Here is a 14,503-nt window from a genome sequence, read left to right on the forward strand (position 1 = left end):
GCCCGGGGCCCGTCGGGCCCCGGGCGGCGCGGTGGCTCAGCGGCCCACGAACCGGGCCGGACGCTTCTCCAGGAAGGCGGCCATCCCCTCGCGCTGGTCCTCGGTGGCGAACAGGGCGTGGAAGGCCCGCCGTTCGAACAGCACCCCGGCCTGCACGCCGACCTCCTCGGCCTGCCGGACCGCCTCCCGGGCCAGCATCGTCGCGAGCTTCGGATACCCGGCCACCACCGCCGCCGCGGCCTTCGCCTCGGCCAGCAGCCGGTCCGTCGGCACCACCCGGGACACCAGACCCCACCGGTACGCCTGCGCCGCGTCTAGCTGCCGGCCGGTGAGCACCAGGTCCATCGCCCGCGCCGGGCCGACCAGCCGGGTCAGCCGCTGGGTGCCGCCGATGCCGGGCATCACCCCCAGCCGCAGCTCCGGCTGCCCGAACCGGGCGTTGTCCGCCGCGAAGACCAGGTCACACATCATCGCCAGCTCGCAGCCGCCGCCGAGGGCGTAGCCGGCCACCGCCGCGATCTTCGGGGTACGCAGCGCGGCGAACGCGTCCCAACCAGCGAAGTGGTCGTCCAACGCCACGTCCAGGAAGGACTTCCCGGCCATCTCCCGGATGTCCGCCCCGGCCGCGAAGACCTCGTCGGAGCCGGTGAGCACGAAACAGCCCACCCCCGGGTCGCGGTCCAGCGGGCGCAGCGTCTCGACCAGTTCGGTCAGCAGCGCCGTGTCCAACGCGTTGCGCACCTCGGGCCGGCACAACCGCACCGTGACCACCCGGTCGTCCTTCTCCACGGTGATCCTCATCGTCGCCTCCATGTCCTCAGGAATCCCAGATCGCGCCGTACGCGGGCACCCCGCGTTCCTCCATGCCCCGCACCACCTGCCAGGTCAGCGGACGGTTCGAGATGCAGATGACCGCCTCCGCGTCGTAGCGGCGGCACGCCTGCCAGGCCAGCCGCAGCATGTCGGGCTTGCCGTCGCGGGCGGTGTCCCACAGCAGCGCGTCGGGCTGGTGGGCGAGGATCTCGTCGACCAGGTCGTCGCCGAAGGTCTCCCGGTGCCGGCGGGCCACCCAGACCAGGTGGGCCGGCACCTGCCCGGCCAGCAGGTGCGGCAGCACCGGGCCGATCCCGCTGCCGGTCGCCACGTACAGCACCCGGCGGAACAGGGTCTCGATGTTGGCCACCCCGGCGGTGCTGATCCCCTTCACCCAGACCCGGCGCGGCGGGTCGTCGACGAACCGGCCGGTCCAGTCACCGGCCCGGCTGACGGTCAGCCGGAACCCGCTGCGGCCCGGCGTCGGCACGTTGGCGAACGAGTGCCACTCCCACAGCGGGCTGCGGCTGACCGCCGTGGACGAGCCGGGGAACGGCGTCACCCCGTGGTCGAAGTGGACCAGCGCCACGTGCGACGACGGACGCTGCACCACCACCGGCACCCGGCGCAGCCGCAGCCAGGGCAGGGCGATGCTGGCGGTCAGCACCGCGAGCACCCACCCCTGCGGGGAGGCGGCCAGCGCGACCGGCCCGCCGGCCAGGAAACCGGCCTGCGCCCAGAGCAGCAGCAGGGCCGCCCAGCCGCCGAGGCGGTGGGTACGCTCGAACAGGTCGTGCCGACGCGAGCGCACCGGCGGCAGCGCGGTGCCGACGACGGCCAGCAGCAGGACGGCCACCGCGTACCCGGTGACCAGCGCCCCCGGCGGGCCGCCACGCGCGGTCAACGCGCCGAGCTGGGCGAGGAACCAGGCGGTGCCGGCCAGCGCCGCGCCGACGTGCAGCCCACCGAAGTGGTAGACCTTGCCCAACGTGGCCCGCACCCGCAGCGGCCACCTGGTGGGTGCCCGGGTGGCCAGCCGGAACAGCAGGTTGATCACGTACTGCTGGCGGATCAGCACGGCCAGCGCGACGTTCGCCAGCGCGGCGACGCCCAACCCGTCGGCGGCCCCCGGGCCGTGCCACCAGCCGACGGCCAGTCCGTACGCCAGCAGCGCGGCGTTGCCGGCGAGCACCGCCGCGACGAGCCGGTGGTGGTGCATGAACCGGGGATGGGCCAGGACCCGGCGCAGCGTCGACACCGGCGGGGGAAGCACGTCGTCGGGGTGGCCCGCCGGGCCGGTGCGCGGCGGCGTCGACACGGGTCGCAGACCGGTGGTGGTCACGCCGCCGCCTCCTCGACGTGGGCGAACTGCCACCGCAGGTCGAGGGCGAGCCTGCGCAGCGCGTCCCGGTCGACCTTGCCCCGGCCGGTCATCGGCAGCTCCGGCAGCGGGTGCACGGCCGCCGGCACGCAGTAGTAGGGCAGCGCGGCGGCCACCGTCTCCCGGCACCGCTGCGGGTCCAGCTCCGCAGGGACGACGAAGGAGACCAGGTCCCGGTCGGTGACCCGGAGGGTGACCGCGCTCCGGCAGCCCGGCACCGTCTCCAGCACGGTCGAGACCGCGTCCAGCTCCACCCGGAAACCCCGGACCTTCACCTGGTCGTCGGTGCGGCCGAGATGTTCCAGTTCCCCGTCCGCGCGCCAGCGGCCCCGGTCGCGGGTACGGAACATCAGCCGGCCGCCGCCGAGGAACGGGTCCGGGGCGTACCGCTCGGTGTTGAGCGCGTCGTTGTCCATATAGCCGGCGGAGACGCAGTCGCCACCGGCCCACATCTCGCCGACCTCGCCGATGCGGCAGGGGCGTCCGTCGTCGTCGAGGACGTAGACGGTGTTGTTCGGGGTCGGCCGGCCGATGGTCAGCGGCGCACCCGGCCGGTGCCGGTGCATGGTGTTGACGATGGTGGTCTCGGTCGGACCGCAGCAGTTGTAGAAGATCCGGCCGGCGGCCCACCGGTCGGCCAGCGGACGCGGACAGGGCTCCCCCGCCACCGCGACCACCCGCACCCCGGCGCACCGGTCCGGGTCGATCCGGGCGAGCACGGAGGGGGTGGCGACCACCACGTCGGCGCGGGCGGCGGTGGCGGTGAGGTCCCGGTCGCGCACGAGCAGGGTGCCGCCGTTGGCGAGGCAGCCGAGGATCTCCCAGGCGGCCATGTCGAAGGCGACGTTGAGCAGTTGGGCGACCGTCCGGCCGGGCCGTATCCCCAGGTCACCCGGGGTGGTGAGCAGGATGTTGGCGACGTTGCCGTGGGTGACGGTGACGCCGTTGGGGGTGCCCGTGGTGCCGGAGGTGAACAGCACGTAGCAGCCGTCGTCGGCGCGTACCGGGCGGTCCGGGACGGGGGCGGTGAGGTGCCCGCCGGGGGGCAGCGGCTCGGCCATCATCTCGTCGACCGCGAGCCGGGGCACGCCGGGCGACGCCGGCACCGCGTCCAGGGTCGCCGACGTGGTCAGCAGCACCCGGCAGCGGGCGGTCGAGGCGACCTGGCGCAACTGCCCGGCGGGGGCGATCCGGACGTCCTGCGGGACGTAGGCCGCCCCGGCCTTGAGGGTGGCCAGGATGCCCACCAGCATCGGCAGGGACCGGCTGGTGAACACGCCCACGGTGTCGCCGGTGCGCACACCGAGGGCGACGAGGTGGGCGGCGAGCCGGTTGGCCTGGCGGTCCAGTTCGCGGTAGCCGATCCGTACCCCGAGGTGCTCGGCGGCGACGGCGTCCGGGGTGGCGGCGGCCCACCTGGCGAACGCCTGGTGGATGCGCAGGTCGGGGGCGGGCACCCGGGGGCCCTGACCGAACCGGTGGAACAGCCGCCGGTCACGCGGTGGGAGGTGGTCCAGCAGGACCGACCGCCAGCCGTCCGGCCCGGCCGGGAGGGTGCCGACCGGGTGGCTGGCGGTGTCGTCGGTGGTCTGTCGTACGGACATGGGCCGCTCCTGTTCTGACCGGCCGCCCTGCGCGGCGATCGGAATCGATGCTGGCCAATACAAATGGGAAATCTCTTAGATCCGGGGCGCAGCGGCCGTCCAGGGCGGCACCGGCGTGCGTCGACGCACGCCCGATCGGATCGGGCGGGGGCCACGGCGGGCGGGGCGCGGGGCGGCTGCCGCCCGGCGCACGGGTCGATCGGGCGCGCAACGGTCCGGCCGGCACAGGCGACCCGACGCGGCAAAGAACTACAGGCGTCGACGTTGACGTTCATCGACGGGCCGACCGGCCGCCGCCACCCGCGGCACCACGTCAGGCAGGGGCCGCCCGACCGGCACGGCATTGGTAGGACGTCTGGGGTGTCGCGACCGAAGCTCCACCCCGGCGACCGGCCGCCAGCAGCCGCTCCCCGCAGTAACCTGCGGGGCATTGACGTTACACAATGGAAACTCTAACGTCTGATGTCTCGACCGTGCGTGTCGGCACCACCCACCTCCCACCCAGGGAGGGGACCTCCGCGTGCCGTCCCCGACCCGGCAGCCGGCGCAAGGTTCCAGCACGCCCGGCCCGCAGTGCGCCATCCGGGCGTACGGCCGCCGCCCCACGCGACGGCCGTGCCCGCCGGAGCACTCCCGCAGAAACGGAGCGAACACGATGAACCACGGACGTCTGGTGAGCGCAGGGCTGACGGTGCTGCTCGGCGCGACGGTCGCCCTCACCGCCGGCTGCGGTGACCGGGGGGCCGGGACCGGCACGGGCGGCGGCAAGCCGCTCATCGGGGTCGACTACCCCCGCTCGGACACCGATTTCTGGAACTCCTACATCAAGTACGTGCCGCAGTCCGCCGGGCAGTTGGGGGTCGACCTCAAGACCACCAACTCGCAGAACGACATCGCGAACCTCATCTCGAACGCCCAGACCTTCATGAGCCAGGGCGTCAAGGGGGTGGTGATGGCCCCGCAGGACACCGCCGCGATCGCCCCGACCCTGGCCCAGCTGGAGAGCCGCAAGATCCCGGTGGTCACCATCGACACCCGGCCCGACACCGGCACGGTGTTCATGGTGGTCCGCGCCGACAACCGGGCGTACGGGACCAAGGCCTGCCAGTTCCTGGGCACCAAGCTCGGCGGCCGGGGCAAGGTCGTCATGCTCCAGGGCGGCCTGGACTCCATCAACGGCCGGGACCGCACCGAGGCGTTCAGCGAGTGCATGGCCAAGGAGTTCCCCGGCATCAAGGTCTTCGGGGAGGCGACCGACTGGAAGGCCGACGTCGCGGCGTCGAAGTTGCAGACCCGCTTCGCGTCCGACCCGGACATCCGGGGCGTCTACATGCAGTCGTCGTTCGCGCTGTCGGGCACCCTGCAGATCCTCAAGCAGCGTGGCCTGCAGGTGCCGCCGACCGACCCGAAGCACGTCTTCGTGGTGTCCAACGACGGCATCCCCGAGGAGCTGAAGAACATCGGCGACGGCCTGATCGACGCCACCGTCAGCCAACCCGCCGACCTGTACGCCCGCTACGGGCTGGAGTACGCCAAGGCGGCGATCGAGGGCAAGACGTTCCAGCCCGGCCCCACCGACCACGGCAGCACCATCATCCAGGTGCGCGACGGCCTGCTGGAGGACCAGCTCCCGGCACCCCTGGTGACCCTGGACGGCGCACCGGTCGCCGGGCAGCCCACGGTGAAGTACGACGACCCCTCGCTGTGGGGCCGGCAGGGATGACCACCGCCCCGCACCACCCCGGCGACGACGACCCACCGGTCGTCGAGGCGGTCGACATCACCAAACGCTTCGGCTCCACGCTCGCCCTGTCCGGGGCGGGGATCATGGTCCGGCGCGGCGAGACGCACGCCCTGGTCGGCCGCAACGGCGCCGGCAAGTCGACGCTGGTCGGCATCCTGACCGGGTTGCAGGCCGCCGACGGCGGGGCGGTCGCCTTCGACGGTCGGCCGGCACCGCCGCTGGCCGACCGGGACGCCTGGCGGCGGCGGGTGGCCTGCGTCTACCAGAAGTCGACGATCATCCCCACCCTCACCGTGGCGGAGAACCTGTTCCTCAACCGGCACGCCCGCTCCCGCGCCGGCCTGATCCGCTGGTCGAGCCTGCGGCGGGAGGCGCAACACCTGCTGGCGCAGTGGTCGGTCGACGTCGACGTCCGGCAGCCGGCCGCGACGCTCTCGGTCGAGCAGCGGCAGTTCGTGGAGATCGCCCGCGCGTTGTCCTTCGGCGCCCGGTTCATCGTCCTCGACGAGCCGACCGCCCAGCTCGACGCCGCCGGCATCGACCGCCTGTTCACCCGCATCCGCGACCTGCGGGCGCAGGGGGTGACGTTCCTGTTCATCAGCCACCACCTGCAGGAGATCTACGACCTGTGCGACCGGGTGACGGTCTTCCGCGACGCCCGGCACATCCTCACCGCCCCGGTCGCCGGGTTGAGCCGGCAGGCGCTGGTCGCCGCGATGACCGGGGAGGACGTGAGCATGCCGGAGGCCGACCACCGGCCACCGGCGTCCGACGCGCCGGTGCTGCTGTCGGTGCGGGACCTGGTCACCGGGTCCGGGGCCCGACTGTCGATACGGGCCCGGGCGGGCGAGGTGGTCGGCATCGCCGGTGGTGGCGGCAGCGGCAAGGTCGAGGTCGCCGAGGCGGTCGTCGGTCTGACCCGCCCGGTGGCCGGTTCGGTCACCCTCGCCGGCCGGGTGCTGCGGCCGGGCAGCGTGCCCGACGCCCTCGCCGCCGGGGTGGGGCTGGTGCCGCAGGACCGGCACCGGGAGGGCCTGGTGCCGGGGCTGTCGATCGCGGAGAACGTCACGATGACCGTGCCGCAGCGGGTCGGGCGCTACGGGTTCATCTCCCGGGCCCGCCGGGACGCGCTGGCCCGGGACACCATCGCCGCGCTGACGATCAAGGCGTCCGGACCGCAGACGCCGGTGGCCGACCTGTCCGGCGGCAACCAGCAGAAGGTCGTGATGGGCCGGGCGTTGGCCAACGATCCGCGGCTGCTGGTGCTGATCACGCCCACCGCCGGGGTCGACGTGCGGTCCAAGCAGACCCTGCTCGGCGTCGTCGAGGACGTCCGCCGCCGGGGCACCGCCGTGCTGGTGGTCTCCGACGAGCTGGACGACCTGCGCATCTGCGACCGGGTGCTGGTGATGTTCCAGGGCCGGGTGGTCGCCGAGATGGCCCACGGCTGGAGCGACAACGATCTGGTAGCCGCCATGGAAGGGGTGGACCTCCACCATGTCTGACACGCTGTCCACCGGCACGGTGCCGGCGTCGGCGCCCCCGCCGACCCGCCCGTCGTCGCGGCACCTGGCCGTCGCCCGGCTGCGGGACCTGGCGCTGGTGCCGGCGATCGTCGCGGTGGCGATCGTCGGCTGGATCATCAGCCCGGTCTTCCTCAGCACCGACAACGTCCTCAACGTGCTGCAGAGCATGTCGGAGATCGCGATCCTGGTGCTGGCCCAGACCATCGTGCTGATCACCGGCAAGATGGACCTGTCGCTGGAGAGCACCTTCGGGCTCGCCCCGGGCATCGCCGCCTGGCTGGTCGTCGACCCGGAGCTGACCCGGGGGTTGGGGCTCGGCCTGCTCCCGGACGCCTGGGCGGTGCCGGTGGTGCTGCTGGTCGGGGCGCTGGTCGGGGCGTTCAACGGGCTGCTCATCGTCCGGTTCGGCCTCAACGGGTTCATCGTGACGCTGGGCATGCTGATCATCCTGCGCGGCCTGCTCACCGGCATCTCCGGCGGGCAGACCTTCTTCGCGCTGCCCGGGTCGATGACGTACCTCGGCTCGACGAGCTGGCTCGGGGTTCCGGCCTCCATCTGGGTGTCGCTGCTGCTGTTCGCCGCCGGGATCGTGGTGCTCGGCCACACCCGCGCCGGGCGCGCGCTGTACGCCATCGGCGGCAACGCCGACGCGGCCCGCGCCGCCGGCATCCGCACCGACCGGGTGCTGTGGGTCGCGCTGGTCGTGGCCAGCGTGCTCGCCGCCCTGGCCGGCCTGCTGATCAGCGGCCGGCTGGCGGCGGTGCCGGCGGCCCAGGGCGACGGCGCGATCTTCCAGGTGTTCGCGGCGGCGGTGATCGGCGGGGTCAGCCTCAACGGCGGGCGGGGCAGCGTCTTCGGCGCGTTCACCGGCGTCCTGCTGCTCTTCATGATCATCAACGTGTTGACCCTGGCCGGGGTGCCCGCACAGTGGACGAACTTCCTCAACGGCGCGGTCATCCTGATCGCCCTGGTGGTCTCCCGCATCACCGGCGGCAAGGCACAGACCTGAACCGCCCCCGCCGGCCCGACCCCACGCGACCCGCCCACGAGGCGGGCCGCCGACGCCCCGATCCCCTCAACCAGGAGTTCCGTTGACTGAGCGCATCACCGCGGTGGACACGATCGACGTCCGCTTCCCCACCTCCGTGCACCGCGACGGGTCGGACGCGATGAATCCGTTCCCCGACTACTCGGCCGCCTACGTCGTCCTGCGGACGTCGGCGGGCGACGAGGGACACGGGCTGGTCTTCACCGTGGGACGCGGCACCGAGATCCAGGTCGCCGCCGTACGGTCGCTGGCCGCGATGGTCGTCGGCCAACCCGTCGACGAGCTGACCGCCGACCCCGGGGCGCTGGCGCGACGGCTCGTCGGCGACAGCCAGATCCGCTGGCTCGGCCCGGCCAAGGGGGTCGTGCACATGGCCGCCGGTGGCCTGGTCAACGCGGTGTGGGACCTCGCCGCCCGACGGGCCGGCAAGCCGCTGTGGAAACTGCTGGCCGACCTCACCCCGGAACAGCTCGTCGCCCAGGTCGACTTCCGCTACCTGCGCGACGCCCTCACCGAGGACGAGGCGCTGGCCCTGTTGCGGCGGGCCGCCGACGGACGGGCCGAGCGGGAACAGCGGCTACTGGCCGAGGGCTACCCCGCGTACACCACCACGCCCGGGTGGCTGGGCTACGACGACGAGAAGCTGGCCCGGCTCTGCGCGGAGGCCGTCCGCGACGGCTACCGGCTGATCAAACTCAAGGTCGGCGGTGACCTGGCCGACGACGTACGCCGGATGGGCATCGCCCGGCAGGCCGTCGGGCCGCAGGTCCGCCTCGCGGTCGACGCCAACCAGATCTGGGGCGTGCCCGAGGCGATCGGGTGGATGCGGGAGCTGGCCGCGTTCGACCCGTACTGGATCGAGGAGCCGACGTCGCCGGACGACGTCCTCGGGCACGCCGCCGTCCGCAAGGCGCTCAGCCCGATCCGGGTCGCCACCGGCGAGCACGTGCACAACGCGGTGGTGTTCAAGCAGCTGCTCCAGGCCGACGCCGTCGACGTGGTGCAGATCGACGCCTGCCGGGTCGCCGGGGTCAACGAGAACCTGGCGATCCTGCTGCTCGCCGCGCGGTTCGGGGTGCCGGTCTGCCCGCACGCCGGCGGGGTGGGGCTGTGCGAACTGGTGCAGCACCTGGCGATGTTCGACTTCGTCGCGGTCAGCGGCAGCACCGAGGACCGGGCCATCGAGTACGTCGACCACCTGCACGACCACTTCGTCGACCCGGTGCGGGTCACCGGCGGGCGCTACCTGGCCCCCACCGCACCGGGCATGAGCGGGCAGATCCGGCCGGAGTCCCTGGCCGCGTACCGGTTCCCCGACGGCCCGCAGTGGGCCGACGCCGCCGCGACCCCGGACCCGGTGACGCCGTGATCATCGACGCGCACCACCACCTGTGGCGACCCGAACGCGGGTACACCTGGCTGGACGCACCCGAGCTGGCGACCATCCGGCGGCCGTTCACCCCGGCGGACCTGACCGCCGAACTCGCCGCCGCCGGGGTCACCGGCACCGTGCTGGTCGAGGGCGGGCGCTGCCATCGCGACGAGGCCGCCGAGTTCCTCGGCTACGCCGCCGACACCCCGCCGATCCTGGCGGTGGTGGCCTGGCTCGACGTCGCCGCCGACGACGTGCCCGCCACCGTGGCCCGCTACCGCCGGCTGCGCGGCGGCGGGTACCTGGCCGGGGTCCGCTCGCAGGTGCAGGGCGAGCCGGATCCGGACTACCTGGACCGGCCCGACGTGCGGCGCGGGCTCGCCGCGCTCGCCGACGCCGGGCTCGCGTTCGACCTGGTGATCCGCGCCGACCAGCTACCGGCGGCGGCGCGGGCGGCCCGCGCGGTGCCGGGGTTGCGGTTCGTCCTGGACCACCTGGGCAAGCCCCGCATCGCCGAGGGTGACGCGGGGCTGCGGAGCTGGCGCGGTCCGCTGGCCGCCCTCGCCGCCAACCCCAACGTCACCGCGAAGCTGTCCGGCCTGGTCACCGAGGCCGCCCCGACGTGGACACCGGACGACCTGCGGCCGTTCGTCGCGGTGGCCGTCGCCGAGTTCGGCGCGCAGCGGCTGATGTTCGGCTCGGACTGGCCGGTCTGCCTGCTGCGGTCGGACTACCCCGGGGTGCTGCGGGCGTTGACGGCGGCGCTGCCACCGCTGTCGGACCGGGAACACCGGGAGATCCTCGCCGGTACCGCCGTACGCACCTACGGCCTGGCCGACCGGGTCGGCGCGGCCCCTCCGGCGGGGCCCGCGTGAGGCCGGCGGGGTCAGGCGGCCCCCGCCTTGGCGGCCAGCACCGTGCGCAGCCACGCCTCGGAGGTGTTGACGTGCATCAACGCGCTCGCCTGGGCGAGCAGTTGGTCACGCGAGCGCAGCGCACGGTAGATCGCGTGGTGCTCGTCGATGGTGGTGTGCGCCGCGTTGCCCTCGATCAGCCCGCGCCACACCCGGGCCCGCAGGGTACGGCTGGACAGCCCGTCCAGCAGCGAGGTGAGGGTCTCGTTGCCGGTGGTGGCGACGACGGTGTGGTGGAACGCCGTGTCGAACCGGATCAGCTTCTCGGCGTCGTCGGCCGCCGCCCGCATCTCCTCCAGGATGCCGCCGAGGTCGTCGAGCTGGGCCTCGGTCATCCGCAGCGCCGCCAGCCCGGTGGCCATCGGTTCCAGCAGCCGCCGGACCTCCATGACCTCCAGCAGCGTGTCGTCGCGCAGCAGCTCCACCGCGACCCCCAGCCCCTCCAGCAGCAGCCGGGGGGCGAGGCTGGTGACGTACGTCCCGTCGCCCCGGCGCACGTCGAGCACCCGGGCCGACTCGAGGACCTTCACCGCCTCCCGGACCCCGCTGCGCGACAGGCCCATCTGCTCGGCGAGCTGCGGCTCGGGGGGCAGCCGGGCACCCGGCGGCAGCTCACCGCTCTGGACCATGCTCCGGATCTTGGCGATCGCGTCGTCGGTCAGTGCCATCACGTCCCCCTCCGGCCGGCCGGTCGCGCGTCGTCCCGGCCGCTGCGGCTGAGCCGACCGACGGTGACCCCCACCAATATAGAGACATCCGATGTTTTCCCCGACGGCGGCCGTCCCACGGCCCGCCGCCGTGGACCGGCGGTTACCACCCGTACCGGAGGGGCGTGACGTGCAGCGCTACGGCTGGTTGATCCGGCTCCGACCGGAGCACCGCGAGACCTATCTGCGCCTGCACGCCGCCGTCTGGCCCGACGTCGAACGGACGCTGCGCGCGGCGAACATCCGCAACTACAGCATCTTCCTGCACGGCGACCTGCTCTTCGGCTACTACGAGTACGTCGGCGAGGACCACGACGCCGACCAGCGGCGCATCGCCGCCGACCCGCGCACGCAGGAGTGGTGGACGCTGACCGACCCGTGCCAGGAGTCGGTCGCCGAACCCGGCTCGGGGCACTGGTGGGCACCGATGCGGGAGGTCTGGCACCTGTCCGAGGAGGAGTCGTGAACCACAGCGCGTACTACGTCGGCGACCGCACCTTCGTCGTCGAGCGGACCGCCGTCGTGCCGCCCGGCCCCGGCCAGGTGCGCATCGACGTCGCGTACACCGGGATCTGCGGCACCGACCTGCACGTGGCGCACGGCGCGATGGACCAGCGGGTCCGGGTGCCGGCGGTGATCGGCCACGAGATGTCCGGACGCATCGCCGAGGTGGGTCCCGGGGTGCGGGGGCACCGGGTGGGCGACCCGGTGACCGTGATGCCGCTGGACTGGTGCGGCGACTGCCCCGCCTGCCGGGCCGGCAACAGCCACATCTGTCACCGGCTCATCTTCGTCGGCATCGACTCCCCCGGCGCGATGCAGCGTTCGTGGACGGTGCCCGCACGCATCGTGGTGCCGCTGCCGGCGGACCTGCCGCTGACCCACGCCGCGCTGATCGAGCCGACCGCCGTCGCCGTGCACGACGTACGCCGGTCCCGGCTGACCGCCGGGGAACACGCGGTGGTCGTCGGCGCCGGGCCGGTCGGCCTGCTCATCGGGACGGTCGCCCGGGCCACCGGTGCCGAGGTGACGGTGCTCGAACCCGACCCGCGCCGGCGGGCCCTCGCCACCGAACTCGGGCTGCGTACCGTCGACCCGGCGACGGTCGACGTCGCCCGGCACGTGCACGAGACGACGGGCGGGGCCGGGGCGGCCGTGGCCTTCGAGGTGTCCGGGTCCGCCGCCGGGGTCCGCACCGCGACCGACCTGCTCGCCGCACGCGGCCGGCTGGTCGTCGTGGCGATCCACCCCACCCCCCGGGAGGTGGACCTGCACCGCGTCTTCTGGCGCGAACTGGAGCTGATCGGGGTGCGGGTGTACGAGCGGGAGGACTACACCGAGGCCGTCCGGCTGGTGCACGCCGGCCTGGTGCCCGCCGGGCGGCTGATCACCCGGGTCGTGCCGCTGCCCGAGGTGGCCGAGGCGTTCCGGGCGCTCGCCGCCGGTGGCGAGGTGAAGATCCTCGTCGACTGTGGGGTCACGGGGTGAAGCCCGGCCGTGTGATGATCGGCCGATGCGGGTGGTGCTGGCGACCGATGCGGGGCACCCCGGGCGGGCCAACGAGGATTTCGCCGGGGCGGTGCCGGCCGGCCTGGTGCTGGTCGACGGCGCGGGCGGTGTCCCCGGGGCCGGCGAGGTCTGCCGGCACGGCGTGGCCTGGTACGCCCGACGGCTCGGCGGCGCGCTGCTGGGCGGGCTGTCGACGGGCGGCAGCCTGCGATCGGTGCTGGCCGAGGGCATCGGGCAGGTCACCGACGCGCACCGGGACACCTGCGACGTCACCCACCCGAGCAGCCCGCACGCGGCCGTGGCGGTGCTGCGGTGCGCCGGCGGGCTGGTCGAGCACCTGGTCCTCGGGGACGCGGTCGCGGTCGTCGGCCGGGTGGCCGGCGGGCCGCTCGTCGCCCACGACCCTCGCGAGGTGGTGATCGCCCGGTCGTTCGAGCAGCGGCTGGTGGGCGTCGCCGAGGGCAGCGGTGAGCACCGGCGGTTACTGGCCGAACTGCGGGGGCACCGCAACGCCCCGGGCGGTTTCTGGGTGGCCAAGGACGACCCACGGGTGGTCGACGAGGCGGTCAGCGGCGACTGCCCGGCTACCGGGGTGACGGCGGCGGCGCTGCTGAGCAACGGGGCGAGCCGGCTCGTGGACACCTTCGGGCTCACCGACTGGGCGGGTCTGCTGCGCCTGCTGGACACCGCCGGGCCGGGCGGGATCATCCGCCGGGTCCGGGAGGCCGAGGCCCGGCACGGGGTCGCCACCGACGACGCGACAGTCGTCGCGTGCCTCGGGACGGAACCGGCCGCCGACGGCTGAGCCACCCGGCCCGCCGTCCGGGGCGGGCCACCCGGACATGGCCGGTTCGACCACGATCCTTAGCCATCGGGATACTTGTATACTCTGGTCCGCCGACCTAACAGCCCCTGGCAGAGAAGCAGTGAGCGGACCAGCAGCGAGCAAACCCCAGGTGAGCAGCAGGTCGGTCGTTCTCGACGCGATCCGCGCGGCCGGCACGATCAGCCGGGTCGGCCTGATCCGGGCCACCGGTTTCACCGCGCCGACCATCTCCACTCTGGTCCGCAAGCTGATCAACGAGGACCTGGTGGTCGAGACCGGCCACGCGAAGTCGACAGGCGGCAAGCGGCGGGTCCTGCTCCAGCTCAACCACGCCTCCCGGTACGCCGTCGGCGTCCACCTGGACCACGGTGTCATCACGTACGCCCTGACCAACCTGGGTGGCACGGTGGTGGCCCGGATCTCCCGCCCGGGTGCCGGCGCGCAGGAGCCGGCGGTGGTGGTCGCCCGGATCGCCACCGAGATCGCCGCGTTGATCGACGGGGTCGGGGTGGAGCGGGACCGCATCCTCGGCGTCGGCCTGGTGTTCCCCGGGCCGGTCAACGCGACCCGGGGCATGGGTGGCCCGCCGGACGTGGGGCTCGCCCCCGCCATGCGGCAGTGGAACGGTTTCCCGCTGGGCGCGGCGCTGGAACAGGTGACGACCCTGCCGGTGGCGCTGGACAACGACGCGACCGCGGCGGCGCTGGGCGAGCACTGGACGGGCGGGTTCGGCACGGCGGCCTCGGCCGCCGCCCTCTACATGGGCACCGGCATCGGTGCCGGGCTGGTCATCAACGGCAGCACCTACCGGGGGCCGAGCGGCAACGTCGGCGAGCTGGGGCACGTGTGCGTGTCGGCCGACGGGCCCCGGTGCTGGTGCGGGGCGCGGGGCTGCGTGGAGGCGCGGGCCGGGCCGGCCGCGGTGGTCGCCGCCGCCCGGTCGGAGCCGGCGACGGCACGGGCGGTGGGGTTCACGCCCGGCGTCCGCCGGCCCTCGGTGGTCGCCGACTTCGCCGCGATCAGCCGGGCCGCGCGCCGGGGTGAGCCGCACGCGCTGGC

General features: G+C 74.0%; 13 protein-coding genes. 9 read left to right on the forward strand and 4 right to left on the reverse strand.

Annotated elements, in window-relative coordinates; translation table 11 throughout:
• Positions 1 to 36: 36 nt before the first annotated feature.
• From ACOJTC_RS13215 to ACOJTC_RS13225, 3 genes are read right to left on the reverse strand one after another with little or no spacing between them, the layout of a single operon-like run.
• Positions 37 to 801, reverse strand: coding sequence for an enoyl-CoA hydratase-related protein (locus tag ACOJTC_RS13215; protein WP_204923396.1), 765 nt, complete (start codon positions 799 to 801; stop codon positions 37 to 39).
• A gap of 16 nt (positions 802 to 817) precedes the next feature.
• Positions 818 to 2,155, reverse strand: a complete 1,338-nt coding sequence (locus ACOJTC_RS13220) for a hypothetical protein (protein WP_420117073.1) — start codon at positions 2,153 to 2,155, stop codon at positions 818 to 820.
• On the reverse strand, positions 2,152 to 3,798 hold the full coding sequence (locus ACOJTC_RS13225) for an amino acid adenylation domain-containing protein (RefSeq protein WP_420117074.1): 1,647 nt from the start codon (positions 3,796 to 3,798) through the stop codon (positions 2,152 to 2,154). Before ACOJTC_RS13225 ends, ACOJTC_RS13220 begins: the two co-directional genes overlap by 4 nt.
• A 673-nt stretch (positions 3,799 to 4,471) precedes the next feature.
• Here ACOJTC_RS13225 and ACOJTC_RS13230 point away from each other — a divergent pair.
• From ACOJTC_RS13230 to ACOJTC_RS13250, 5 genes are all read left to right on the forward strand, one after another.
• On the forward strand, positions 4,472 to 5,521 hold the full coding sequence (locus ACOJTC_RS13230; RefSeq protein WP_420117075.1) for a sugar ABC transporter substrate-binding protein: 1,050 nt from the start codon (positions 4,472 to 4,474) through the stop codon (positions 5,519 to 5,521).
• Positions 5,518 to 7,047, forward strand: a complete 1,530-nt coding sequence (locus tag ACOJTC_RS13235) for a sugar ABC transporter ATP-binding protein (protein ID WP_420117076.1) — start codon at positions 5,518 to 5,520, stop codon at positions 7,045 to 7,047. The genes ACOJTC_RS13230 and ACOJTC_RS13235 overlap by 4 nt, the downstream gene beginning before the upstream one ends.
• Positions 7,040 to 8,077 carry an ABC transporter permease gene (locus tag ACOJTC_RS13240; protein ID WP_204923400.1) on the forward strand — a complete coding sequence of 346 codons (1,038 nt, stop codon included), beginning with the start codon at positions 7,040 to 7,042 and terminating at the stop codon, positions 8,075 to 8,077. The genes ACOJTC_RS13235 and ACOJTC_RS13240 overlap by 8 nt, the downstream gene beginning before the upstream one ends.
• Before the next feature lie 82 nt (positions 8,078 to 8,159).
• Positions 8,160 to 9,485, forward strand: coding sequence for an enolase C-terminal domain-like protein (locus ACOJTC_RS13245; protein WP_420117077.1), 1,326 nt, complete (start codon positions 8,160 to 8,162; stop codon positions 9,483 to 9,485).
• Complete coding sequence (locus tag ACOJTC_RS13250; RefSeq protein ID WP_420117078.1) at positions 9,482 to 10,363, forward strand: amidohydrolase family protein; 882 nt, start codon at positions 9,482 to 9,484, stop codon at positions 10,361 to 10,363. The genes ACOJTC_RS13245 and ACOJTC_RS13250 overlap by 4 nt, the downstream gene beginning before the upstream one ends.
• An 11-nt stretch (positions 10,364 to 10,374) precedes the next feature.
• Here the strand turns inward: ACOJTC_RS13250 and ACOJTC_RS13255 are convergent, their stop codons facing one another.
• Positions 10,375 to 11,070 carry a FadR/GntR family transcriptional regulator gene (locus ACOJTC_RS13255; RefSeq protein WP_204923403.1) on the reverse strand — a complete coding sequence of 232 codons (696 nt, stop codon included), beginning with the start codon at positions 11,068 to 11,070 and terminating at the stop codon, positions 10,375 to 10,377.
• A 91-nt stretch (positions 11,071 to 11,161) separates the two neighbouring features.
• On the opposite strand from ACOJTC_RS13255, the gene ACOJTC_RS13260 reads away from it, so the two are divergent.
• The 4 genes from ACOJTC_RS13260 to ACOJTC_RS13275 form a co-directional block, all read left to right on the forward strand.
• The gene (locus ACOJTC_RS13260; RefSeq protein WP_420117079.1) at positions 11,162 to 11,575 is read left to right on the forward strand and encodes an L-rhamnose mutarotase; all 414 of its coding nucleotides are present in this window, start codon (positions 11,162 to 11,164) and stop codon (positions 11,573 to 11,575) included.
• Positions 11,572 to 12,597: a zinc-dependent alcohol dehydrogenase gene (locus tag ACOJTC_RS13265; RefSeq protein WP_420117080.1), complete on the forward strand. Its 1,026-nt coding sequence runs from the start codon at positions 11,572 to 11,574 to the stop codon at positions 12,595 to 12,597. The genes ACOJTC_RS13260 and ACOJTC_RS13265 overlap by 4 nt, the downstream gene beginning before the upstream one ends.
• Positions 12,598 to 12,622: 25 nt before the next feature.
• Complete coding sequence (locus tag ACOJTC_RS13270) at positions 12,623 to 13,423, forward strand: hypothetical protein (protein WP_420117081.1); 801 nt, start codon at positions 12,623 to 12,625, stop codon at positions 13,421 to 13,423.
• 151 nt (positions 13,424 to 13,574) lie between these two features.
• On the forward strand, positions 13,575 to 14,503 hold a 929-nt coding region (locus tag ACOJTC_RS13275), incomplete at its 3' end, for an ROK family protein (RefSeq protein ID WP_420117082.1).

This window comes from Micromonospora sp. (genome assembly GCF_048594385.1).
Taxonomy (GTDB): domain Bacteria; phylum Actinomycetota; class Actinomycetes; order Mycobacteriales; family Micromonosporaceae; genus Micromonospora; species Micromonospora wenchangensis.